This window comes from Clostridium sp. Cult2, from assembly GCF_021655075.1.
Lineage (GTDB): Bacteria > Bacillota > Clostridia > Tissierellales > Tepidimicrobiaceae > Schnuerera.
In genome coordinates this window covers 20,750-43,386 of sequence record NZ_PPXX01000110.1, presented here as the reverse complement: position 1 = coordinate 43,386, position 22,637 = coordinate 20,750, and the positions used below count along the sequence as shown (strand labels likewise).

Below are 22,637 nucleotides of genomic sequence, written 5' to 3'. Positions count from 1 at the left end.
AAGAAAATGGAAGAATAAATGGACAAAATCTCCCCTTATCCCTAGTTCCTAAATCCTATTATTTCCTCAATCCTAATAGAACTTTATTTTCATTTTTTGCCCTGATTCTTAAGAAATATAAGTACTTTATAAGGTCAGGTTCAAGAACTAAGGAATTAAATGGATAATTGGAAGAGAATAACAAGTCAGTAGTATCAAGGGCTTGAGGGGTGTTGGTGAGAGAACTTTATTTGAAAAAGGTGAGGAGTTTGTTTGATGAACACATAGTTAGGATTAAGGATTTAGGGGTAAGGAAAATAGGAAATAAATTAGGCAGGATATAGGGGTTAATTAGTTGTTGTAAAAAGAAAATAAAGTAGTGGTATTAGAAGGGATAAGGAATAAGGGGAAGTATTGGGAATACAGGGTTTAGTTAAGTTTTAAGGCTAAAGGGATATGAAGATTAAAGGTAATTCGTGAAAGTACTTTATTTACTTTTACTATACAACATAGGCCTTTTTTTCTGTTTCTAAAAATGATGTTGCGAAAAATTCTAGAAACAGAAAAGTCCTTGCATTGCAGAAAAGTAGTTACAAAAAGAAAATAAAGTTCTTAGATGGTGTTTTACCCACATTTCTTGATACAAGAATGGGGATAAAGTATATAAAATATAACGGGAATGTGGATAAAAGGGCAAATAAATTAGGACCTTATTTGCATTTCCTATAGAACATGCCCTATTTTTTCTGTAAGGAAAATTCTATCAAAATGAAAATAAAGTTGTATTATTTATATCAATATAGGAAACTGGTTGTGGAAGGGGTTAAGAGGGTATTAGAGGAATTGGTTAAAAAGTGGTAAGGTGTAAGGAAGTAGGTGCTTTTACAGGCTATATAGTGTAAAATAAAGGTATATGGTATGGTTTGGTAAAATATGAATATAACAATATTCTTAAGTTTTATCATAGCAGTAAAAAGATGTAACATATGAACGATATAAACAACTCAATAAATAGTAATTTGTTGATTAAAAATTAAAGGGGGATAATCATGAATAACAAGTATGATAAATGTGTGAATGAATGGAATAATATTTTTTCAAAGGAAATACCTAACGTTCCAACGAAGTCAACCTCTGGAAATGAAACCCTTGATAAAGGAATTAGGTGGATTTGTAATGGGACAGAGAAAATTCTCGATTTTGGATGTGGCAATGGCACTATGCTATTTTTATGTGCTATAAATGGAACAAAACTTAATATTGGAATTGATTTATCAGAAAAGGCAATTGAAGTTGCAGAAAAAAGAGCAGAGCAAATGACGCAAGGAGAATTTGATTTTAGTCAAGGCGGAATTGATAAATTAAAGAATATAGATGATTCAGAGGTTGATGCAGTGATTTTATCTAATATTATAGATAATTTGTATCCTGATGATGCAGAGGTTCTAATGAATGAAGTGGAGAGGGTTTTAAAAGAAAATGGTAAAGTTTTAGTTAAAGTGAATCCATACGTAACAACAGAACAAATATCAGAATGGAATATAAAGGTTGTAAAGGATAATTTACTTGATGATGGATTGATTTTATGGAATAATACAACAGATGAATGGATAAAGTTCTTTGAAAGAAAATTTGATATAAGACAATACGAAGAAATTTATTATCCCGAATATGAACAATATAATAGAATGTTTTGGCTTGTTAAGAGAATATAATGATGTATTGATTATGGTGTGGAACCATGCTCGATAAATTCTAATTTTTAGGGATGATATAACATAACTTTAGATTCAGTTCTGTCGTATTTTATTATGTGCACTAATTGTGGGGGCTATCATGTTTGAATATATTAGATTGAAAAGAATAATGTGCTACGGGACTTGCCCCGTTTATAGTGTAATAGTACATAACGAGGGCAATGTAATTTATAATGGGGAAATTATTATAAAGCGTAATGGAGGGATAACAAGTGCAAAAGTATTCTATACATTTTGAGATATCACAAGGACGTAAAACTAAGAATGGAATGCTAGTTCCAACTAATTATAATTTTGGGGACCATTACCATCTTATTTTTTAAAAAAATGTACTCATTTTAGAATTGACTGCTGGATTGATGAAGAAACAGCCATTGAAAGAGCAGAAGTTTTTGGAAGAATTCTTGATACAGGTATAGATAACATGAAAGTTTTCACTGGAGAAATTACAGAAGAATTTGTAATTGAATTAATACATAATCCTTTTGATGAGGAAGACAAGATAAAATGGTTTAGCATCTTTTTCATGGATGAGGATAAGTATGTTTTTTCAGCGGAACATTATGGTTGTGAATTTGCCGCTGAATGTTCGACTAAAAAAGAGGTTGAATGCATTCATTCAATTATACCAAAAGATTTTCATTTTGATGTGTACGATAGATAATTTTAAGAGTGATGAAGTAGATAAGATTAATACAATCACCAAAGACTTATAAATTATCTATTAAAGAATAAAGAAAAATCATGTAAGGATAAGAAGCCTGTTTATATATCTGAACAATACACCGAAAGTCCTAATGCTCAAATTCGTAAATTACATAATGATGAAATAGGAAATTACCTTAAAGAGCAAAAGCAGTTTGTAAAGCAATGAATATATAATGTTTATATTTTGCGCAACAGTGGGATTTTGTGAAGTAAAGGATATTGTATTTTAAGGGGTGTAAGATAAATGGAATTGATAGTACCATGTAAAAAATATTATTCATCTTATATTGATGCTATAAAAGAATTTTCTGAGTATAAAGTTGATACTTATCAATTTTTAGATGCATCAAAATATGACATCTTTGAAAAAATTGAGAATTTTAAAACAGGCAAAAATTTACCGCTTAATTATGTTAAAGCAACATATTTATGGCTAGTAGAAGATGATGAGTTTATCGGAGAAGTATCAATTCGTCATGAATTAACTGACTCTTTGTTATGTTTCGGTGGTAACATAGGATATGGTATTCGATATTCAAAATGGAATAAAGGATATGGCACAATTATGCTTTCTTTGGCCTTGAAGCATGCAAAAGAAGTTGTTGGCTTAAACAAGGTTTTAATTACATGTAATGATAATAATTTAGGTTCTGCCCGTGTTATCGAAAAAAATTTTGGATTATTGCAAGACAAAATTATAAATGTGATTGATGGTGTTGAGAGAATAACAAGAAGATATTGGATTGAAATTAATTAATATAGAGTAGCAAATGTAAAAAACAAATTTAGGTTGTGAATAATATTCTCAAAATATGTATTAAGAAAGGTTATATACATTTGCAGGGGGTGATAGTTTGGCTAAGCATGATTTTGGAATAATAGATTCTTTTGAAGAAAACAAATGGTCCAAGGCAAACAGTTGTTATCAATCGCAGGAACTTCAATTGCTTATTGAAAAGTTATCTAATGCAATTAGTGAGGATAAACACTTAATTCACTATGGAATATAGTGTTTTGTAAATAAGTATATGAATATGAAGGCTAATAGGGGGATTATCATGTTCGAATACATAAAATTGCAAAGAACAGTGTGCTATGGAACTTGCCCTGTTTATAGTGTAATAGTAGATAATGAGGGTAATGTAAGTTATCATGGAGAAATGTTTGTATATAAGAGCGGGGAGCATCATTGGAAGGTATCAAAGAAAAAGGTAGAAGGGGTAAGTTATTAGGATTTTTTAGAATGCTTTGGAGGATTAGCGGCCTTCCAAGGCATTTTTTCTTATTGATTGCACTAATTTTAAAATGGGCAACATTACCTGTAGGGCTAAAAAAATGCGTATAGGAAGGCTAGACGGAGGAATAAGGCATAAGGGGCTAAGGTACAAATTGAAACCTTAACCCTTGTTGTACCATTATTAGGAGTCACTAAAATCCGAATCATTACCTATCTCCAGTTTCAACCTTTTTATGTAACCATAAAGCATTTTGATAATCTCGGTTGTTTTATTATCCAGAATCTCATATTGTTCTTTTGAAATATAATTATTCTGCAAAGAAGTAAGAAGATGATTTCTTACTTCTCCTGCACTGCCAAGGGCAGCATTTGCATGGACCTTTTCTTTTTTAATAAATAACTGAGTATTTCCTTCTGCAAGATTTGCCCCTATACTCCTAACAGCCCGTACTAACTGGTCTGTAAGCCTATATTGCTCACAACTTGGAAATCCTTTAACCAATTCCCTTATATCCTGCTCAAGAACATTCGCCTTCTGCCATACTTTCAGGCTTTTAAAATCTTTTATATACAAATTTTCACTCATAGAATTCATCTTTTCAAATTGATTTTTAACATTATACGGAAGGGCAGGGATAAGTCAAATTTTAATGCTAGAATTTATGTAAAGAAATCACTAAGAAGGTATAAGGGTTAAGGCGTTGTAGTAAAAGTTAATATAGTGCATATACTTGTTCCTTAACCCAATAAACCTTCTCCCTAATATACCATAAACTAGTTTTTGTCGCTTAAAAACTTCTACGAATGCCGTAAATTAAAGGGCTTGAAGAGATTTACTAAATACATAATATATAAAAGGGATTTAGGTAAAAGGAAATAAGGAAAAAGTTAAAAAAGTAGAAATTAGATTTGACTTTGTGGAGAATGATTTATTATAAAATATATGTTTACGTTTATGAAGGCATTTTACAATGTTAATGAAATAACCTCCGTATTATTTTATTTTGTATGCTTACCTAGTTTGCTGGGTAAGCAATTTTTTTGCAGAAATACTTGAAATTATAAAAAATCATCGACTATAAAGAACTACGAGGAACTTAAATTTTATTTATGAATGGAGGAGTTGTTATGAGTAGCAACATTATGTTAATAGGATTAGATAACGGCAATAAATGCACAAAAAACCATGTAGGGTTTGTATGTGAGTCAGGATTTACAAAATCTGATGTTGAGCCGATTACAAAGAGCAATTTATTGGTTTACAAAGGTGATTTCTATACTATAGGGAGCAGTAGGCTAAGTGTTCAAACTGATAAAACTATAAATGATAATACTTTTATTCTATCCCTACCTGCAATTGCGGATGAAATTTATAAACAAGGAATCCAAGGTGAAATAAAGGGGTTTTTAGGTGTGGGCCTTCCTATCGTTCATTACGGTAAAATGAAACATAAATTCAGAGAATACTTTATAAGAGACAACATCAAGTTTAGTTTTAATGGAAGCGATTATGCGATTAATATTGTTGATTGTAGGGTATATCCCCAAGGTTATGCAGCCTTTATTAATATCTACAAAGACTATAAAAATGTATCAGCAGCAAACGTTATTGATATTGGTGGATATACTACAGATTTTTTCATAGTAGAAAACGGGATAATTAATACTGCATCCTGCTATTCGCTACCTAACGGTGTAATTACATTGTTTGGAAGTATACAGCAGGAATTATTAAAGATGAATATAAACCTAACAGAAAAGCAGATACAGGATATTATCTTAGGAAGAGAACCAGTTTTATTCGATGCAGATATCGGCAAAATGATAGAAATGAAAGCAGAGGAATATGTAGAGAACTTATTAACAAAGATTTTGGAGTACGGTTTTGAATTCAGGAACCCAACAATAATCGTTGGTGGTGGGGGTATGATGTTGAGGAAATATATAGAGTCATCGGACAAGATAAAATATATAGAAAACCTTGACCAGTTTGCTAATGCAAAGGGCTATAAAATCCTATTAGAGCAAGAATTAAGAAGGTGATTTTAATGGCAACAAAACGAATAAACCTTTCATTCTCTATGGATAGAGAGGAAGATGCTAAGGTATATAACATACTCTCTACACAGAGATATAAAACGGATTATGTAATAAAGGCAGTATTAAGTTATATAGGGGAAAGGGATAAGGATTTTGATAGGGAAACAGTAAAAGAGGTTGTAAAAGAAGCCCTGCGTGAATATGGTATAGACAGCAAGGATTTAAACAAAATAGAAAACAATCAAGAAAAACTTCCAGGAGAGATTTTCGATATGTTTAATACCTTGTAAGAGAAGAATTTTAAAATAGACTTGATATTTAAGATGTTTACTATGGAACGGCAGATTATTAAACTGCCGTTTTTCTATTTTTAAAAAGAGAACTATTACAAGCAAGGTTAAAATTGGTAACTTTAAAAGTCAGATATGTTATAATTATTTTAATATTAATTATTGAAAATAGGAGAGATAAATATGTTGAAAAAACTTTTTAGCATGTTTAGCAAAAAGAAAAAGAGAAATTTTCCAGAAAAGAATCAAAGTGAATTTTCCGAAGAAGTTGGTGCAATATCAATACAGAAAGTTGGCTCGACTCCAGACAAAATAGGTGATGAAGCCTTTATTATTGATTTTATAAGTATTAGAGAAAGCGGCGAAACCATTAAAAAAGCGGAAGTTATGTTTCCTGCTAACAACCAATACATAACAATAAATGGAGAAAAGACATACTTTGATGCATACTATGTTCGGGATGAAGGCATGAGCAGTGATAATCTCTATTATAGAATAGCAACACCAGATTTCAAGTTTTGGATTCTGCCTAAAGACTATAAAAAGTTTATGTCTATAGCAAATTATCGGCATGATATGCTTATCGAAAATAGAAGGAAGCGTGATGAATTTATTAAGGCAGATATTAATAATTCTTTTGAATACGACCCAATAGATGAAGACATATACAACTGCTTTATTGCAAATAAAACTGGAATGTGTGATGCTATAGGTACATGGGAACAATTTAGGAAAGTTGAAGAACAAATGGCAAAGATATGTGAAGAAAACAACGGGAAATATTTCAAGTCACAGGCTAAGACTGCTAAATTTGCTATTATATTTGATTATTCAAGAAGGACCTATTCCAATATTACTAGTCTAAGGGAAAAGGGATATAAAGTAACAACATTTGAAGCAACACTTGAGTCTTTTGGACTTTCAGATATGTGGAATATAAAAAGTATCAAAAAGATGGAAAATGAACATAAGAAATTTATGAATGAAAGGTATGGAGATTAAAGTACTTTTAAGAACTGGAATAAAAAGTATGGAACTATGAAGAACTAAGGTTTACAAATAATACGGTACATGATATCTTTAAATACAGGTATTTTAGTAAGTAGTTAATAAGCGGGCAAAATAGAGGAGATTATTGCTCTGTAGCAATTTATTTTCTCTGTTTTGTTTTTATATTAAAATATTTTGCATTTTAAGGGGCGAAACTCGATTTTAGAAACGTTACTCTTATATAGAGAAGTAATAAGAATGAATTATTAGAAATGCATCTTTTTGCGTCAGAAACGGAGCAATTTGATAGGTTTTATGCATTTTTATTAAGGAACAAGGGCTAGAAATGGTTTTAAGGGGAAAGAAGAAAAAAGGTGATTCTAAAACATAATTAGAATGGTGAAGAAGGGTTATGGGTTAAAGGGAGATAGGGAATTTAGAATGAGGAAATACATAATATGGCAGTAGTTACTGAAGGTATTAAAATTTCTTACCCATTATCTTATTAAAAATCTATATAAGAAAGGCTTCCCAGTTTTGTTACTGGAAAGCCTTGAAAGATAATTATTCAGATAAGTACTTATCCAAGGAATCAATCATTTGAATTATACTTGGATATTTTTCTTCAAACTGTTGTGGTTCTAGTTCTGACATTTTTTCAGAGAGTTTATTTAATAATTGCTTCAATTCACATAGTAAATCTTTTTCACTATCAAAGTTGTATTCGTAAACGGTTACTAGAATATCAAAGTAATAGTCCAGATTCTGGTATTGAATAGAGTCTTTACCCAACACTTTCTCGGCATTACTTAATAGGGTTTTAATTTCTGATTCAAGATGCTTATTTTTCATAAAACATCATCTCCTTTCCAAGTTTGAGGCATTATAGGAAAGGATAAATATAAAAGTCAACTATTTTTATTATAAATTAAGTTTTAAAAGGGCATATCTTCAGGTTCAATGAGAATAGGATTTGGATTTTCATCTACTAAAGTGGATGGTGTGTATTTTTCAGGGTAGAGATATTCATCAAGTTCAAATGGAATACCATTTATAATCTTACCCACTATGTCAATAATATCTTCTATTGTTGACTTTTCATCGATTTCCTAAATTGTATCCATATCAAACTTTATCAAACTTTTGCTTTAACCAATACAATTGTGCATCTGAAATATTCATAAAGTAGTATTCAGGATTTTGGGAAGAATCTGTTTCACATGATACTACTTCATTACGAAGAGGGGTAAAAGGCTCTATATTTTCTAGTTCAGTTTTGCTACTACTTGTATTGTCCTTAGAATTTTTCATTTCAGGTTCAGTGATAGATGCAATATCTTTTACCTGATTTAGTTCTTTTACATCTAAATCAGCGTTCTGGCCTAATTTTTTAAGGAGTTTAACCTTTACAATTTCATCTCCTATATCCCTGGGGTCTATAGAATATACTCCAGCATTAGTATAGAACAATTCGATAATTACTTCATTACATAAATAAGTATTAGAATGCAAAGATACTTAAAATAATTTAAAGGCCTAATTAAGAATAAAAAATAAATTCTTGAAAAGCCTCATATTCAACCCTTAATATGCCTTCAAAATAGGTAAGGAGGCATATAAGGCATGGATAATATAAAGGTGCTTAAAGTTGCGGGAGACAGCAATATCAATGCTGTTGTAGATGCAGCATTAGAAGAGATAAAGCAAAACTTGGCTGTAAATATCGATTGTATCGGCATGAAGGCCGGCTATCAGACGGTAAAAGTTTTAATTTCGTTTACGGAAAGGTTAGTTAAGATGGGCTACAAATTTTATATAAGACCTTTTTATGTAAAGGTGGACACAGTAACCCATGAAAATGATGCTGTCGCTAAGACAGCCATACGCTGGACTATAATTGCAAAAAAGAAATAGTATAGTTCTTGTAGTTACAATTAAGATGTGGTAACGTAAAGGCATATTGACGAAAGGGGCACACCTTTCTTATACTGCATCTAGAAGTATAAGGGGGTGTGCTTTTTTGTTATAAATTTGGGGTAGAAGATAAAAATAAAGGCACAAATAAATATCTGCTAATGGCATAGGGGTAGGTGGATGAAAGAATCAGTGTTAGATTCATAAGAATAGGTGTATATTGAAACAAAACTTATTTATCTTGACCTAAGAGCCAACTGACGCTTACATTTAATACTTGAGATAAGGCTACCAGTTCAATATCGGTTATAATCCTTTTCTTCTGTTCGAGTTTTGAAATACTTGCTCTATCCACATAAACTGCTAATGTCTCAAGTTTTACTGATAGTTCCTGCTGCGTCATATTATTTTTTAACCTTGCAATTTTAACTCTAGAGCCTGCAATATTGCGTTCTTCGGAATCTAATATTAATTTCATCAAACATACCACCTTTTGTTCTTTATTGGAACACTTGTATTTTATCCGAAGTTGTGCAATAATATGTTCTAATAAAGAACAAACTTATAAATTTGGGGGCTAATTGTAATGCATAAGGAAAGACATGGAACTGAGGAGATAATTCAAATTGTTTTGAATCATGAAAATAAGATTCAGTACAGCAGCATTAATAATGGAGAAGCCTATAATTACCTTAAAAAATTGCATATTTTTGATAGGTTATCTGAAAGTTCATATGTTCAATTTAGTTATGGCAAGCGTTGGGTGACCATTAATAAAATTATTATTGCCAACCAAAAGTATTATGTAATTACCATTGATTCAAATAACTATAAATGCAGTAAGTTATTAACAGATTCAGTTACAGGATTATACAATAGAAACTATTGGCAACAGATTAACGATGGTTCAATATATCATCATCTTTATAGCAAAAAAGATTTCTCCCTAATATTCATAGATATAGATAATTTAAAAGAAATTAATGACACTTTTGGGCATTTAGTAGGTGATAAGGCAATTGAAATAGTAGGACAGGCGATTAAAAACAGTATAAGAAAAGAGGATTTAGGTATAAGGTATGGGGGCGACGAATTTATTATTTTGCTTTTTAATCAGCATAAAAAGGCAGCGAAAAGAGTAACAGAGAGAGTTAGGAGAGAGATTCGTAAACTAGCAGTAGAACAAGGGATGAATATTCAAATCAGTGCGGGAATAGCCTGTACTGATTGTTTAGTAGATTTGGAGGATATGATAAAAATGGCAGATAAAAATTTATATAGAGAAAAGGAAAAGAAGAAAGAACAAAAAGGACAGAATAATGAAGTTAATAATTTAGCAAAGGAAATTAGAGAAATAAGAGATGAACTAAACAGAAAAATTGATGGAAAGAGCAAAATATTTACTAGTACAGAGATATTAGAACTAAGTCAGAAGTTAGATAAACTTATTGTAAATTATTTGGGAAAGAAGTAATATGTTTTATTTATCTTATCTTTTTTGTGGTATGAAAATCCATCAAAACCCCTGTAACTTAAGCCTTTACCCTAACTCCACTAATATACATAATTATAGGGTTAAGGTTTTAAGGATAAAGGGCTAAGGATATAAAAAAATAAACTTGACAAGGATACCCAATTATATATAAGGTATGCCCATCTAATAGTGGTTTCAACAAGCATCCTTTTCTTGAAAAACTGTCTACTTTTTTAGTAGACAGTTTTTTGATGCCAAATTTAAGCATAAATAGTGTCAGTTATTAAGAAAAGGGAAAAAGTTTTTTAAAAAATATATAAAAATAGGACTAAAGACCTATGAAAAATCCATTCTGCCTATTTTTCATGTGTTATGCTCAAAAATAGAAGGGGAGAAAAACGAGATATGGATTATTAAAGAAGTTTTTTAAAATCTTGCAAATCACCTTACTTTTTAAAAACATGTGTTATGTTCAATAATAGAGGGTCGGAAAAGGAGATGATTCTATGGTAAGGATTAGGGCACCAAGTACCAAAGAAGTAAAAGAGGCATTTTGCCGAATGCCCCTTTTACAGTGGAAATTTATAAAAATAAATTTGTTAATAGTATTATATAAAAAGCAAGGGAGAAATGAAATATGAAAAAAATAATTAATCGTAAAGTTTATAATACAGAAACGGCGGAATTATTGGGCAAATACTGGAATAGTCTTGGCAATGATGACTTTAATTATTTGCATGAAGAATTATATATAACCAAAAAAGGCAATATGTTCCTATGATATTCAGGTGGTGCCTTATCAAAGTATGGAGAGTCAGGTTATGGATGTGGATGGGGGATCGAAGGTATTATTCCTTTAGAACCAGAGGAAGCATATGAATGGCTTGAAAAAAATGATTGCAATGAAGTAATTGAGAAGTATTTTGCAGATAAATTAGAAGAAGCATAATAAATTTACTGTAAAAGTGGATTAGAAAACATTTTGTGAGGAATGACTGGGTGCTCCACTAGTGGAGCACTTCCAGCATAATAAAAAAAGGAAATATGAATTTAATATTAAAAATAAAAGGAGAGATGAACCATGAGACAATTAGAAATGGTAATTAGTGCTGAAAATAAAAAGACGGTTAAGAATAGAACAAGTAAAAGACTAATCAAAGTCAATTATCTTCTATCTGAAGATGGCAGAGAGGTGGAACTGTATAGTGTTGTTAGCAAAGGCATGCTCCAAAGTATTCAAGTTGTAGTAGGCAATGATGAAATTGCATATTTGGAAGAATGTAAATATGATAAAGACTGCTATAATATAGGGTTTTACTGCATTAAAGAATTCATGAATTCAATGGGTGAATTCGAAGTTACCGGCATACCAACAGAATACTACGATTATGATGAAGAATGTAGATGCTGTACAGGGAATCTAGTCATTAAGTTCTTTAGTAAACCCATGACATTTGAAGAATTATTATCATGGGAAAGAAATAGACAAACAAGACTAAAGCAAGACGAAGGAAATATATTGCAAGATTATTGTTTGAAGAAGTTTGAATGGAACAAAGAAATGATAATTTGGACAAAAGGATATGGAAGCAATAGTTTAAAGAACCTTTCCAATACAACAAGTCAAGCAGATATTTTATATATATACGAAAGGGCTCAGAGGGAACTGCCAGGTTTTGAAATTATTCCGAGAGAATGGCTTGAGTATAAGGTCCTTAATACAGGAGCGATTAACATACCAAACATTGATGCAATCGAAGCAGAAATTCAGGAGTATAGAAAGCAAGGATATGATGCATCAATTAAGAACTTAATAAATGATGAAGAAGATACGCCGATTCCTGTAATATTTATTGAAAACTATCTAGGGAAAAACACACTGATGAAGCGTATAGATGAATTAATTTAAAATATAGTAAAGAAAATAAAAGACCCCTAGTAAAAGAAAAGCAGAAGGCAGCATTAGGTAAAATGCACCTTCTGCAAACAAAATATGTACTGAATAAAACATCTATAACAAATTATTTATTGCTGATAATTGATAAGTAGTCCAAATAAAAGCACACTCCTTAAGAGATGTGCTTTTATTATAACAAATTAATGGTCGATAAAATGCTGTAATTCTGTTGAGGATTATAAAGATATGTCGTAAAATGGAATTAACAGTATTTGGACAAAGGGTGATATCTGTGAAAAAAGAATATAGAGATGTAAAGAAAATAACAAATGTAGAAGATATAATAGAAGCCCATAAAAGAGCGATAAGGCTAGTACATGTAAATTGGAAGGGCAAAGAATTAAAAATACCTGTTTATTATAGCATGAATGCTGCAATCGCTTATGAAAAGGCCTTTGAAGAAACAGAAAGTTATAGAAAATCATTCTGCACAATGGTTTTGAAGATAATCAACAATAATAAAAAAGTTATTTACCAGGAAGATGACTTCCCTATTCTTGATTTAGACGACATAGAGGGTTTATCAGATAATGACTTGCAAAAAGTAGGAAAAGAAATAATAAATAGTTCAGACTATTTAAAAGGATTTGCCGAAGAGGTATCTGAAGAAACAGATGACTTCTTCAAAAAATTCTATTTGATACATAAAAAAGAAACAGAAAAGTATAGAGAACACATGAAAAAAGTAGCAGAGCAATTAAAGCCTAAATTAGATTTTGCTGACTACTATAAAAACTCACTGCCAGGCATAGAGTTAGTATCAAAACTAAGTAGAATAACAGAAACAGTAAGACCTCCTTTGATTGATATGGCAATATATCAAAACATTATAGGTAATTCAGCGTTGATGGAATTGGCGGCTACTGCAAGTAAGATGGGGAATATGATAGGTACATATATGGAAGTTATTAACCCAATACAAAGGAACATAAGTAAATCGATAATAGAAATACAGCCTATATTAGCACCAGCAACGAGTATTGTTAATGAAACAATTAAAAACTATTATTCTGAAATAAATGCAATAAGGGATATATTACAGCCAATCAACATGGAATATGTTAAAATGGCATTAGAAAGTCAAGAAACACTTAGAAATGTCATGAATAGTGGCATTCAGAGTCATATGCAAGTATTTGGAGCAGAATTAAACAAAATACTTAACTTCACACATCATGACAAGTTATTTAATTTTGCAAATGTTCAGCAGGATATCATTGGCAATATAAGGCCGTTTTTATTGGAGACACAGCAAATTCTGTTTGCAAGAAAAAATATTAGCGACAATTTAAATAAAAAGGCAAAAACCATGCTCCAATTTGGATGGTGGTTTATTAGTTCCCTTCCCATAGAAATAATTAACTATATCTATAAAAATAAAGAAACTCTAAAGCAGAAAGATGTAGATAAAATAATATCTGACTATTATAAATCTGGTGAATACAAAGAACTTGAAGAGATAATAAACGAATGGAATGAATTAGGGTATTTTAATAAATGGGAAAAGAAGGTTAAAGATGCTTTCTATGCTCATAAATTAGAAATGTATTCCCTATCAGTTCCAGTATGGGCGCTAATGATTGAAGGCATCATTCGAGACTTTATGAGGGGAAATTATGATGTAACGGCATTTAAATTTGGTATCTTGTATGACAATTTTAAAGAGAAAGCAAAGGAACTAGATGGATTTATTGTTAGTTATGCTTTTAATTGTATGGATTCATTCTATGTCAGATTTAATCCCGAAAAACCAGATGGAGTACATGATTTTAGCAGACACAAAATATTTCATGGACAGGCTGTTAACTATGATACTGAAATAAATTCATTAAAATTGATGCTGTATTTAGATGAACTATTTTATATGGCATTGTCTTTGAGAAATCCTATTATTGCATAATAAAGGACTAATTATATATACCTTTGGCATGTTTCTTTATATACAGCATTGCACCCTATATAAGATGCAGTATGCAAATTGCAAATGAAAACCTAAAAAGATATAGAATATTAAAGTATAGATGATATAATTTGGTATGTAGATATTAATGCTGAATTTAATATACCCAAATTGGGAAATTCATAGGAGTGATAGATTTGATTAATTTTCAAGATAAAATTAACTTTATATGGAGTATAGCAGAACTTTTAAGAGGTCCCTATAAAAAAGAACAATACGGGGATGTAGTCTTACCTATGGCCGTATTAAGGAGGTTTGACTGTGTTCTTGCAGCCACTAAAGAGGAAGTACTTAAAAAGTATGAAGCATTAAAGAAGTCAGGGCTCCAAAACGTAGACCCTGTTTTAAATAGGATTTCAAGTCAGGAATTCAATAATACCAGCAAATATGATTTTGAAAAGTTATTAGCAGAGCCAGATAATATCTCAAATAATTTAAGGAATTATATTAATGGTTTTTCTAAGAATGCTAGGGAAATCATAGAGTATTTTGATTTTGATAAGCAGATTACAAAACTTAATGATAATGACCTGCTTTATCTTGTGATATCTGAATTTAATAAAATAGATTTGCATCCCGATGCAGTAAGCAACACAGAAATGGGATACATATTTGAAGAACTGATAAGAAGATTTTCTGAACATGGAGAGGCAGGAGACCACTACACCCCTCGTGAGGTTATAAGGCTCATGGTAAATATTCTCCTAAACGAAGATAATGAGGAACTGACTCAACCAGGACTTGTTACAACTGTTTATGACTGCTGTGCAGGGACAGGAGGCATGCTTTCAGTTACAGAACAGCATTTGAAAGAATTAAATCCTGGAATACAAGTAGAATTATTTGGGCAGGAGATAAATCCCCAATCCTTTAGTATCTGCAAATCCGATATGCTTATAAAAGGACAAAATGCAGATAATATCATCTTAGGAGACAGTTTTACGGAGGATGGACACAGGGGTACAACTTTTAGGTACATGCTTACTAATCCGCCCTTTGGCGTGGAATGGAAAAAAGCAGAGAAGTTTATTCGTGAAGAATATGAGAAAGACGGGTTTGATGGTAGATTTGGTGCGGGTCTTCCCAGAATATCTGATGGTTCTCTTTTATTTTTACAGCACCTAATGTCTAAAATGAGGCAAGATGAAAAAGGCAGCCGTATTGCCATTATCTTTAACGGTTCACCATTATTTACAGGGGATGCAGGTTCAGGAGAATCGGAAATCAGACGCTGGATAATTGAAAATGATATGCTGGAAGGGATTATTGCACTGCCCGACCAGTTATTTTATAACACCGGCATTTCTACTTATATTTGGATAGTAACCAACCGTAAGAACAATGACCTAATGAAAGGTCCTGTAAGGGCAGGGAAAATACAATTGGTCAATGCAGTAGACTTCTATCAGAAGATGAGGAAGAGTCTTGGAAATAAAAGAAATGAAATCAGTGAGGAACAGATAAAAGAAATTACGAGGATATATGGGGATTTTAAAGAAAACGAATACTGCAAGATTTTTGATAATGAAGATTTTGGTTATCAAAAAATAGTAGTGGAGAGACCCTTAAGGCTTAACTTCCAAGTAACTGAAGAGAGGATTAATAATTTATACAATGAAACGGCTTTTAAGAAACTTGCTGAATCCAGGAAGAAAGGCCAAGCAGGGCTTAAAGAAATAGAGGAAGGCAAGAAAACTCAAAGGCAAATAATAGACACCTTACAAACAATGGATGCTAATGTTCTTTATAAAAATAGGGATACCTTTACCAAGGTACTTAAAAAGACTTTTAAAGCAGCAAATATTAATTTGAACAGCCCTCTATTAAAGGCTATATTATCTGCCTTATCTGAAAAGGATGAAACAGCAGACATTTGTGTAGACAATAAGGGTAATCCAGAACCAGATTCAGACTTAAGAGATACTGAGAATGTACCGTTGAAAGAGGATATTCATGAATACTTTGAACGGGAAGTAAAACCTCATGTTCCTGATGCCTGGATAGACGAAAGTAAGACTAAAGTTGGATATGAGATACCGTTTACAAGGCACTTTTATAAATATGAGCCTCTAAGACCTTCCGAAGAGATAGCAAAGGAGATTAAGGAACTTGAGGAGAGTATTCAGGCAAGGTTGAAGAAGGTGATGGGGGATGAGTAAGTATAGGAGATATGAGAGGTATAAGGATTCAGGAGTTGAGTGGATAGGGGAGATACCTGAGCATTGGGAGGTTAAAAAATTAAAGCATATATCTAACATTACAATGGGTCAATCTCCCAAATCAGAAGAGTGTAGTCTTGATGAAATAGGATTGCCATTTTTACAAGGAAATGCAGAATTTACTAGTTTGCATCCGATACCTAAAATGTATTGTAATACTGCTAATAAATTTTCAAAAATCAATGATATACTTCTTTCTGTAAGGGCTCCTGTTGGAGCAATGAATATATCTGATAGAGTATATGGCATAGGAAGAGGACTTTGTGCAGTTACGGCAAATAAAGTTCAAGTAAGGTATTTATGGTATAGCATGAATGTTAGCCTAGAAGAACTTTTTATTAAATCTAAAGGTAGTACATTCGAAGCAGTTACAGTTACAGATGTTAATAATTTACTATCAATTTTACCTCCTAAAAAGGAACAAATCGCCATTGCCAATTTCCTTGACCAAAAAACCACTGAAATAGATGGTTTAATTGCTGATAAGGAAAAATTAATTGAACTATTACAGGAAAAGCGGCAAGCGATTATTAGTGAAACCGTTACCAAAGGACTTAATCCAAGTGTTAGGATGAAGGATTCAGGGATTGAGTGGATAGGTGATATACCAGAGCATTGGGATATACGAAGAATAAAATATTTATCAAATATAAGAAATGTAAAAGCAAGCGATAGTGACAATGATAAAACTTATGTAGGGCTGGAAAGTATTGAGTCGAAAACTGGAAAGTTATTAACGAATAACAACGATGAACAACAAGCAGTTGGAGAGACAGCGAATATTTTTAGAAAGGGCGATGTATTATTTGGGAAATTAAGACCTTATCTGGCCAAATGTATTGTTGCAGATTTTAATGGGAGATGCACATCGGAACTTCTTGTGTTAAGAACTGCTTCTAATATGTTGCCAGAGTACTTATACTTATTTATGCTGTCGCCGATATTTATTGATGTAGTTAATTCATCAACATATGGAGTAAAAATGCCACGTGCAAGTTGGGATTTTATTGGCAATTTAAAAGTTCCTTTGCCTAATATTAAGGAGCAAGAAGAGATTGTTGAATATTTGATTAAACTGACAAATAATATAGATGATTTAATATCTGATATAAGTACACAAATCCAAAAACTCAAAGAATATCGCCAATCCCTTATCTCTGAAGCAGTAACAGGTAAAATTGATGTAGGGAATTTGAGAATATGAGCGAGGTGATTAATGAATGAATAAGATAACAGCCCATGCGGGGAATATTCGCAATCTGTTAAATAATAAATATACGGTTCAGTATTACCAAAGAGAATATAATTGGGAAACTAAGCAGATTGAAGAATTGATAGAAGACTTAACCAACGAGTTTAATGAGTTCTATAAAGATGGGGATAGGCAGATGAATGTAAGGAATTATGGGGATTACTTTTTAGGTCCCATTATCCTTACAAATGATAATGCAATTATAGATGGACAGCAGAGGTTATCATCATTAACGCTGCTTCTCATTTACCTAAACAATCTTCAAAAACAGCAGAATTCTTCGCCTAAAGTAAACATTGATAATCTGATTTACTCTGAAATGTATGGCCAAAAGACCTTTTGTATCAATGTACCTGAAAGGGAAGGATGCTTAGCATCTCTGTTTGAGACAGGGGATTATGATACTACCAATGAGCAATCAGAAAGTGTTCTTAACCTTTACAATAGGTATAAAGATATTGAACGGATTTTTCCTGATGAATTAAAAGAAAGTCCTCTTCCAGTATTTATCGAATGGCTAATCGATAATGTATCTTTAGTGCAGATAAGGACTGATTCGGAGCAGGATGCCCATAAGGTTTTTGTAACCATGAATGATAGGGGACTAAGGCTTACTCCTACGGAAATGTTAAAGGGATACCTTCTTTCGGAGATGGATGATAATACTATCAGAAATAAAGCAAATGACTTATGGAAAAATAAAGTCATACAGTTAAAAGAAATTGAAAAGGATGGAGACGCAGACTTCATAAAGAACTGGTTAAGGGCTCAATATGCAGAAACTATCAGAGAAGGTAAGAAAGAGGCAGAAAATAAAGACTTTGATATTATCGGAACAACATTTCACAAATGGGTTCGAGAAAATAAATCTACTGTGGGCTTAAACAGCAGTGCAGATTTTGAAAATTTTGTCCTTAAAAATTTCAACATGTATGCTGATATTTACGTTCGCTTAAAGGAATACTCCCGTAAGTTTAATAAGGATTATGAGCATGTATTTTATAATGCAGATAGAGGGTTTACGCTGCAGTACCAAATTATATTATCTGCTATAAAAAGTGACGATACACAGGATGTTATTAATAAAAAAATTAAAATGGTTTCCTGTTTTATTGACCAGTTTATCTCTATCAGGATTTTTAATTTTAAGACGGTAGATTATTCTTCTATTAAATATACAGTATTCAATATTACAAAAATGATACGTAATAAGGATATACAGGAGTTGGCAGCATTATTAAAAGATTACATAAGTGATATGGGATATACTCTTGATGGAATTGATGGTTTATATTTAAATCAGTTTACAAGAAGGTATATGCTCCATATTCTCTCGAGAATGACCTATTATTTAGAGGAGCAAAGCGGTATCAATAGCAATTTTGCCGACTATGTAAATAGAGAACAAAAAAACCCCTACGATATAGAGCATATTTGGGCTGATGATTACACCCAAGGAAATCATCAAGTTGATTTTTCAACAGAAGAAGAGTTTAAGGACTTTAGAAATAGATTCGGGGGACTATTAATACTTCCTAAAGATAAAAACAGAAGTTTGCAGGACATGGAATACAGTAAAAAGGTAATCAAGTATGACAGTGAAAACCTATTGGCTCGAACTTTAAATCAGAACTGTTATCAAAATAATCCGTTATTTTTGCGGTTTATGAATAATACACAGTTACCTTTTAAGCCATATGTTCTATTTAATAAGGTAGAATTTATTGAAAGGCAATCTCTTTATAAAGAGATATGTAAGAAGATATGGGATGTAAATAAAATTGATGTATTAGCAAATAGTTAGTAAGGAGTGAGGAAAATGGCTAAAACTCCAGTGGAACTTACAGAAAAGGGCTTTGAAGAATATGTTGAAGAACATCTTTTAAAATCTGGATATGTGAAGGGTAATGCTAACGACTATAACAAAGAGTTTGCCCTTGACACAAAAATCCTATTTGACTTCTTAGAGGATACTCAGCCCAAGAAAATGGAGCGATTGAAAGAAATCTATAAAGACCAGTATCAATTTAAGGTGTTAAACCGATTAAATCGGGAACTTAATAATCGTGGCATGATTGATGTATTAAGGCATGGGATTAAAGATTATGGTGTATACTTAGACCTTGCCTACTTTAAGCCTGCCAGCAAATTAAATGAGAAAACAGTTAAACTTTATGAAAAGAATTGCATATCTGTTACTAGACAAGTGCGATACAGCACTAAAAACGAAAACAGCATTGATATGCTCGTTTGTATCAATGGACTTCCAGTTGTTGTACTTGAACTTAAAAATCCTTTCACTGGTCAAACTTATGAAGATGCAATTATACAGTACAGGAAAGATAGAAGCCCCAATGAACTATTATTCCAGTTTAAGAAAAGAGCCATTGTATTCTTTGCAGTAGATACCGGGGAAGTCTATATGGCTACAAGGCTTTCTGGGGACAAGACTTTCTTCTTACCTTTTAATAAAGGGTGTGATGGAGGAAAGGGAAATCCTGATAATCCTGATGGCCTTAAAACTGCTTACCTTTGGGAAGAGATACTTCAAAAGGATAGCCTGATGGATATACTAAAGAAGTTTGTATTTATAGAGACCCAAGAAAAGAAAGATATAGATGGTAATATATATACCTCAGAAACCATCATATTTCCAAGATATCACCAATTGGATGCAGTAAGAAAAATGGAAGCCAATGCAAAGGAGAAGGGAGTAGGAACAAATTATCTTGTACAGCACAGTGCAGGGTCCGGAAAAACCTACTCTATTTCTTGGCTTGCCCATAGACTTGCTAACCTTCATGATGATGAGGATAATCCTGTATTTGATTCTGTTATTGTTATTACCGATAGAAGGGTTTTGGATAGGCAACTACAGGACAGCATTTATCAATTAGAGCATAAACATGGGGTTGTTGAAAAAATAGATAAAGACTCGAATCAATTGGCCGATGCCATTAAGGGTGGGACAAGAATTATTATTTCTACCCTGCAAAAATTCCCCTTTATTATTGAAAAGGTTGGGGAATTAGAAAATTATAAATATGCAGTAATTATCGATGAAGCCCATTCCAGCAGTGCAGGAGAGAATATGGCTTCTTTAAGGGAAGTGCTATCAGTAAGTAGTCTTGAAGAAGCAGCAAAACTAGATGAAGATTTAGAAGGCAAAGAGTACGACCCAGATGAAGAGATATTAAAGGTCATAAAAAAAAGGGGAAAACAGCCTAATATCAGTTTCTTTGCCTTTACGGCAACACCTAAAGCAAAGACCCTTGAGATGTTTGGAACTATAGGTGAAGATGGACTACCCCATCCCTTCCATTTATATTCTATGAGGCAGGCAATTGAAGAAGGATTCATACTAGATGTACTTCAAAACTATGTAACTTATGAAACTTACTTTAAACTGGCAAAGAAAATAGAAGATGACCCTGCTTTTGATAAGGCTAAGGCCACAAAAGCACTTACAAGATATGTAAGCCTTCATCCCCATAACATCGCCCAAAAGACTGAAATCATGGTAGAACACTTTAGAAACGTAACTAGACATAAAATAGGGGGAAGAGCCAAGGCAATGGTTGTGACCAGTTCTAGGCTTCATGCTGTACGCTATAAGCATGCTTTTGATGAATATATCAAAAAGAAAGGCTACAGAGATATGAAAACCTTAGTAGCCTTTTCAGGAACCGTAAAGGATGATAAAGTAGATTATACTGAAAGTGGCATGAACAAATTTAAGGAGTCTGAACTTCCAGACCGCTTTGCCACTGATGAATATCAAGTGCTGTTAGTTGCGGAAAAGTATCAGACAGGCTTTGACCAGCCCCTTTTACATACTATGTATGTAGACAAAAAGTTGTCGGGAGTTAAAGCAGTACAGACTTTATCAAGACTTAACAGAACCTGCGGGGGAAAAGATGATACCTTTATCCTCGACTTTGTAAATAAGGCAGAGGATATTCAGGAAGCCTTCAAACCCTACTATCAGGCAACTATCGTAGAAGAAGTGACAGAACCCAATCTTCTTTATGATATTGAAACTATGCTAAATGCCTCTGGCGTGTATTTAAAAGAAGAATTGGATAGGTTTATTCATATATACTTTAAGCCAAAGGACAAAAAGACTTCTAAAGACAGGGTAATATTAAATCACTTGATAGATATAGCCGTAGAAAGGTTTAAAAAGTTGGATGAACAGCATAAAGAGGATTTTAGTAGCCAAGCAACGAAATACATAAGGCTTTATTCCTTCATCCTTCAAATCACGCCTTTTGAAGATGTTGAACTCCATAGGTTATATGTATACTTGACATATCTCTTAAAAAAACTGCCAAAGGAAAAAGGTTCTACTATTCACCTAGCAGATGAAATTGCTTTGGAGTATTATGCTGCAAAAAAGACATTTGAAGGGAGTATTTCTCTAACTTCTGATGATGAAAATGTACCAGTTACACCTGTAAAATTTGCAGGAGCAGGGGTAAAGGAAGAACAGGAAGATTATCTTTCAAGTATTATTCAGCGACTTAATAATCGGTTTGGAACGGACTTTACAAAAGCCGACCAGTTATCCGTAGAGCAGATTAAAGAGGATTTTGCCGCTGATGAGGATTTGGTTCAAAAGGCTAAGACAAATACCATTGATGATTTTAGGTTTGCTTTTGAGAAAGTTTTTATCAATAAAGTTATTGATAGGATGGACCAGAACCAATCCTTCTTTACCCGTGTTTTGGATGATGAGCAGTTCAAGAATGCCCTTATGGAGTATATGTTGGTTGAGACTTATGAGAAGTTAAACAACAGGGCGTAGTTAATTATATAGACGGAAAACCGTACAAAATTACTTTAATAGATAGGGGCGTG

23 protein-coding genes are annotated in these 22,637 nt (G+C 32.4%); 18 read left to right on the top strand and 5 right to left on the bottom strand.

The features are described 5' to 3' along the window. Positions 1 to 1,028: 1,028 nt before the first annotated feature. From C3E90_RS12275 to C3E90_RS12255, 6 genes are all read left to right on the top strand, one after another. Complete coding sequence (locus C3E90_RS12275) at positions 1,029 to 1,694, top strand: class I SAM-dependent methyltransferase (RefSeq protein ID WP_236915962.1); 666 nt, start codon at positions 1,029 to 1,031, stop codon at positions 1,692 to 1,694. 121 nt (positions 1,695 to 1,815) lie between these two features. Continuing rightward, positions 1,816 to 1,974, top strand: a complete 159-nt coding sequence (locus C3E90_RS13390) for a DUF6438 domain-containing protein (protein ID WP_272879144.1) — start codon at positions 1,816 to 1,818, stop codon at positions 1,972 to 1,974. Positions 1,975 to 2,160: 186 nt separating this feature from the next. Beyond that, positions 2,161 to 2,400, top strand: a complete 240-nt coding sequence (locus C3E90_RS12270) for a hypothetical protein (protein ID WP_236915961.1) — start codon at positions 2,161 to 2,163, stop codon at positions 2,398 to 2,400. Positions 2,401 to 2,688: 288 nt separating this feature from the next. After that, complete coding sequence (locus tag C3E90_RS12265; protein ID WP_236915960.1) at positions 2,689 to 3,201, top strand: GNAT family N-acetyltransferase; 513 nt, start codon at positions 2,689 to 2,691, stop codon at positions 3,199 to 3,201. 97 nt (positions 3,202 to 3,298) lie between these two features. Further along, complete coding sequence (locus C3E90_RS12260; RefSeq protein ID WP_236915959.1) at positions 3,299 to 3,454, top strand: hypothetical protein; 156 nt, start codon at positions 3,299 to 3,301, stop codon at positions 3,452 to 3,454. A 48-nt stretch (positions 3,455 to 3,502) separates the two neighbouring features. Beyond that, positions 3,503 to 3,676 carry a DUF6438 domain-containing protein gene (locus tag C3E90_RS12255; protein WP_236915958.1) on the top strand — a complete coding sequence of 58 codons (174 nt, stop codon included), beginning with the start codon at positions 3,503 to 3,505 and terminating at the stop codon, positions 3,674 to 3,676. Positions 3,677 to 3,862: 186 nt separating this feature from the next. Here the strand turns inward: C3E90_RS12255 and C3E90_RS12250 are convergent, their stop codons facing one another. Further along, a complete protein-coding gene (locus C3E90_RS12250) occupies positions 3,863 to 4,267 on the bottom strand; it encodes a four helix bundle protein (RefSeq protein ID WP_236915957.1) in 405 nt (134 codons plus the stop codon). Positions 4,268 to 4,809: 542 nt separating this feature from the next. Between C3E90_RS12250 and C3E90_RS12245 the strand changes: the two genes are divergently transcribed. The 3 genes from C3E90_RS12245 to C3E90_RS12235 all read left to right on the top strand — a co-directional run bounded on the left by C3E90_RS12245 (position 4,810) and on the right by C3E90_RS12235 (position 7,013). After that, entirely contained in the window at positions 4,810 to 5,724 is a 915-nt protein-coding gene (locus C3E90_RS12245; protein ID WP_236915956.1) for a ParM/StbA family protein, read from the top strand. Positions 5,725 to 5,729: 5 nt separating this feature from the next. Next, on the top strand, positions 5,730 to 6,011 hold the full coding sequence (locus C3E90_RS12240; RefSeq protein WP_236915955.1) for a hypothetical protein: 282 nt from the start codon (positions 5,730 to 5,732) through the stop codon (positions 6,009 to 6,011). 183 nt (positions 6,012 to 6,194) lie between these two features. Further along, entirely contained in the window at positions 6,195 to 7,013 is an 819-nt protein-coding gene (locus C3E90_RS12235) for a hypothetical protein (RefSeq protein ID WP_236915954.1), read from the top strand. Between the two features lie 552 nt (positions 7,014 to 7,565). Here the strand turns inward: C3E90_RS12235 and C3E90_RS12230 are convergent. The 3 genes from C3E90_RS12230 to C3E90_RS12225 form a co-directional block, all read right to left on the bottom strand. Continuing rightward, complete coding sequence (locus tag C3E90_RS12230; RefSeq protein ID WP_236915953.1) at positions 7,566 to 7,853, bottom strand: hypothetical protein; 288 nt, start codon at positions 7,851 to 7,853, stop codon at positions 7,566 to 7,568. 83 nt (positions 7,854 to 7,936) lie between these two features. Next, positions 7,937 to 8,068, bottom strand: coding sequence for a hypothetical protein (locus C3E90_RS13385; protein WP_272879143.1), 132 nt, complete (start codon positions 8,066 to 8,068; stop codon positions 7,937 to 7,939). A 58-nt stretch (positions 8,069 to 8,126) separates the two neighbouring features. Continuing rightward, positions 8,127 to 8,471, bottom strand: a complete 345-nt coding sequence (locus tag C3E90_RS12225) for a hypothetical protein (RefSeq protein ID WP_236915952.1) — start codon at positions 8,469 to 8,471, stop codon at positions 8,127 to 8,129. A 153-nt stretch (positions 8,472 to 8,624) separates the two neighbouring features. Here C3E90_RS12225 and C3E90_RS12220 point away from each other — a divergent pair, with 153 nt between their 5' ends. After that, the gene (locus C3E90_RS12220; protein ID WP_236915951.1) at positions 8,625 to 8,915 is read left to right on the top strand and encodes a stage V sporulation protein S; all 291 of its coding nucleotides are present in this window, start codon (positions 8,625 to 8,627) and stop codon (positions 8,913 to 8,915) included. Between the two features lie 232 nt (positions 8,916 to 9,147). Here C3E90_RS12220 and C3E90_RS12215 read toward each other — a convergent pair whose 3' ends face one another. Beyond that, positions 9,148 to 9,393, bottom strand: coding sequence for a helix-turn-helix domain-containing protein (locus C3E90_RS12215; protein WP_052221636.1), 246 nt, complete (start codon positions 9,391 to 9,393; stop codon positions 9,148 to 9,150). Between the two features lie 108 nt (positions 9,394 to 9,501). Here C3E90_RS12215 and C3E90_RS12210 point away from each other — a divergent pair, with 108 nt between their 5' ends. The 8 genes from C3E90_RS12210 (at position 9,502) to C3E90_RS12180 (ending at position 22,584) form a co-directional block, all read left to right on the top strand. Beyond that, the gene (locus C3E90_RS12210; protein WP_236915950.1) at positions 9,502 to 10,389 is read left to right on the top strand and encodes a diguanylate cyclase; all 888 of its coding nucleotides are present in this window, start codon (positions 9,502 to 9,504) and stop codon (positions 10,387 to 10,389) included. 506 nt (positions 10,390 to 10,895) lie between these two features. After that, positions 10,896 to 11,030 carry a hypothetical protein gene (locus C3E90_RS13380; RefSeq protein WP_272879142.1) on the top strand — a complete coding sequence of 45 codons (135 nt, stop codon included), beginning with the start codon at positions 10,896 to 10,898 and terminating at the stop codon, positions 11,028 to 11,030. A 440-nt stretch (positions 11,031 to 11,470) separates the two neighbouring features. Next, on the top strand, positions 11,471 to 12,298 hold the full coding sequence (locus C3E90_RS12205) for a hypothetical protein (RefSeq protein WP_236915949.1): 828 nt from the start codon (positions 11,471 to 11,473) through the stop codon (positions 12,296 to 12,298). A 217-nt stretch (positions 12,299 to 12,515) separates the two neighbouring features. After that, a complete protein-coding gene (locus C3E90_RS12200) occupies positions 12,516 to 14,246 on the top strand; it encodes a hypothetical protein (protein ID WP_236915948.1) in 1,731 nt (576 codons plus the stop codon). 197 nt (positions 14,247 to 14,443) lie between these two features. After that, positions 14,444 to 16,465: a type I restriction-modification system subunit M gene (locus C3E90_RS12195; RefSeq protein ID WP_236915947.1), complete on the top strand. Its 2,022-nt coding sequence runs from the start codon at positions 14,444 to 14,446 to the stop codon at positions 16,463 to 16,465. Then, positions 16,458 to 17,729 (top strand): restriction endonuclease subunit S, encoded by a 1,272-nt coding sequence (locus tag C3E90_RS12190; protein ID WP_236915946.1) that lies wholly within the window; start codon positions 16,458 to 16,460, stop codon positions 17,727 to 17,729. The genes C3E90_RS12195 and C3E90_RS12190 overlap by 8 nt, the downstream gene beginning before the upstream one ends. Positions 17,730 to 17,745: 16 nt before the next feature. Then, entirely contained in the window at positions 17,746 to 19,581 is a 1,836-nt protein-coding gene (locus C3E90_RS12185) for a DUF262 domain-containing protein (RefSeq protein WP_236915945.1), read from the top strand. Positions 19,582 to 19,596: 15 nt separating this feature from the next. Further along, positions 19,597 to 22,584 carry a type I restriction endonuclease subunit R gene (locus tag C3E90_RS12180; RefSeq protein WP_236915944.1) on the top strand — a complete coding sequence of 996 codons (2,988 nt, stop codon included), beginning with the start codon at positions 19,597 to 19,599 and terminating at the stop codon, positions 22,582 to 22,584. The last annotated feature ends 53 nt before the right edge of the window (positions 22,585 to 22,637 follow it).

What these genes read in the sequence shown, in the direction of transcription:
- C3E90_RS12230 (WP_236915953.1), bottom strand. Translation starts at nt 7,853, where the DNA reads ATGAAAAATAAGCATCTTGAATCAGAAATTAAAACCCTATTAAGTAAT.
- C3E90_RS12215 (WP_052221636.1), bottom strand. Translation starts at nt 9,393, where the DNA reads ATGAAATTAATATTAGATTCCGAAGAACGCAATATTGCAGGCTCTAGA.
- C3E90_RS12240 (WP_236915955.1), top strand. Translation starts at nt 5,730, where the DNA reads ATGGCAACAAAACGAATAAACCTTTCATTCTCTATGGATAGAGAGGAA.
- C3E90_RS12245 (WP_236915956.1), top strand. Translation starts at nt 4,810, where the DNA reads ATGAGTAGCAACATTATGTTAATAGGATTAGATAACGGCAATAAATGC.
- C3E90_RS12255 (WP_236915958.1), top strand. Translation starts at nt 3,503, where the DNA reads ATGTTCGAATACATAAAATTGCAAAGAACAGTGTGCTATGGAACTTGC.
- C3E90_RS12180 (WP_236915944.1), top strand. Translation starts at nt 19,597, where the DNA reads ATGGCTAAAACTCCAGTGGAACTTACAGAAAAGGGCTTTGAAGAATAT.
- C3E90_RS12210 (WP_236915950.1), top strand. Translation starts at nt 9,502, where the DNA reads ATGCATAAGGAAAGACATGGAACTGAGGAGATAATTCAAATTGTTTTG.
- C3E90_RS13390 (WP_272879144.1), top strand. Translation starts at nt 1,816, where the DNA reads ATGTTTGAATATATTAGATTGAAAAGAATAATGTGCTACGGGACTTGC.
- C3E90_RS12190 (WP_236915946.1), top strand. Translation starts at nt 16,458, where the DNA reads ATGAGTAAGTATAGGAGATATGAGAGGTATAAGGATTCAGGAGTTGAG.
- C3E90_RS12265 (WP_236915960.1), top strand. Translation starts at nt 2,689, where the DNA reads ATGGAATTGATAGTACCATGTAAAAAATATTATTCATCTTATATTGAT.
- C3E90_RS12185 (WP_236915945.1), top strand. Translation starts at nt 17,746, where the DNA reads ATGAATAAGATAACAGCCCATGCGGGGAATATTCGCAATCTGTTAAAT.
- C3E90_RS12235 (WP_236915954.1), top strand. Translation starts at nt 6,195, where the DNA reads ATGTTGAAAAAACTTTTTAGCATGTTTAGCAAAAAGAAAAAGAGAAAT.
- C3E90_RS12250 (WP_236915957.1), bottom strand. Translation starts at nt 4,267, where the DNA reads ATGAGTGAAAATTTGTATATAAAAGATTTTAAAAGCCTGAAAGTATGG.
- C3E90_RS12220 (WP_236915951.1), top strand. Translation starts at nt 8,625, where the DNA reads ATGGATAATATAAAGGTGCTTAAAGTTGCGGGAGACAGCAATATCAAT.
- C3E90_RS12205 (WP_236915949.1), top strand. Translation starts at nt 11,471, where the DNA reads ATGAGACAATTAGAAATGGTAATTAGTGCTGAAAATAAAAAGACGGTT.
- C3E90_RS12270 (WP_236915961.1), top strand. Translation starts at nt 2,161, where the DNA reads ATGAAAGTTTTCACTGGAGAAATTACAGAAGAATTTGTAATTGAATTA.
- C3E90_RS13380 (WP_272879142.1), top strand. Translation starts at nt 10,896, where the DNA reads ATGGTAAGGATTAGGGCACCAAGTACCAAAGAAGTAAAAGAGGCATTT.
- C3E90_RS12275 (WP_236915962.1), top strand. Translation starts at nt 1,029, where the DNA reads ATGAATAACAAGTATGATAAATGTGTGAATGAATGGAATAATATTTTT.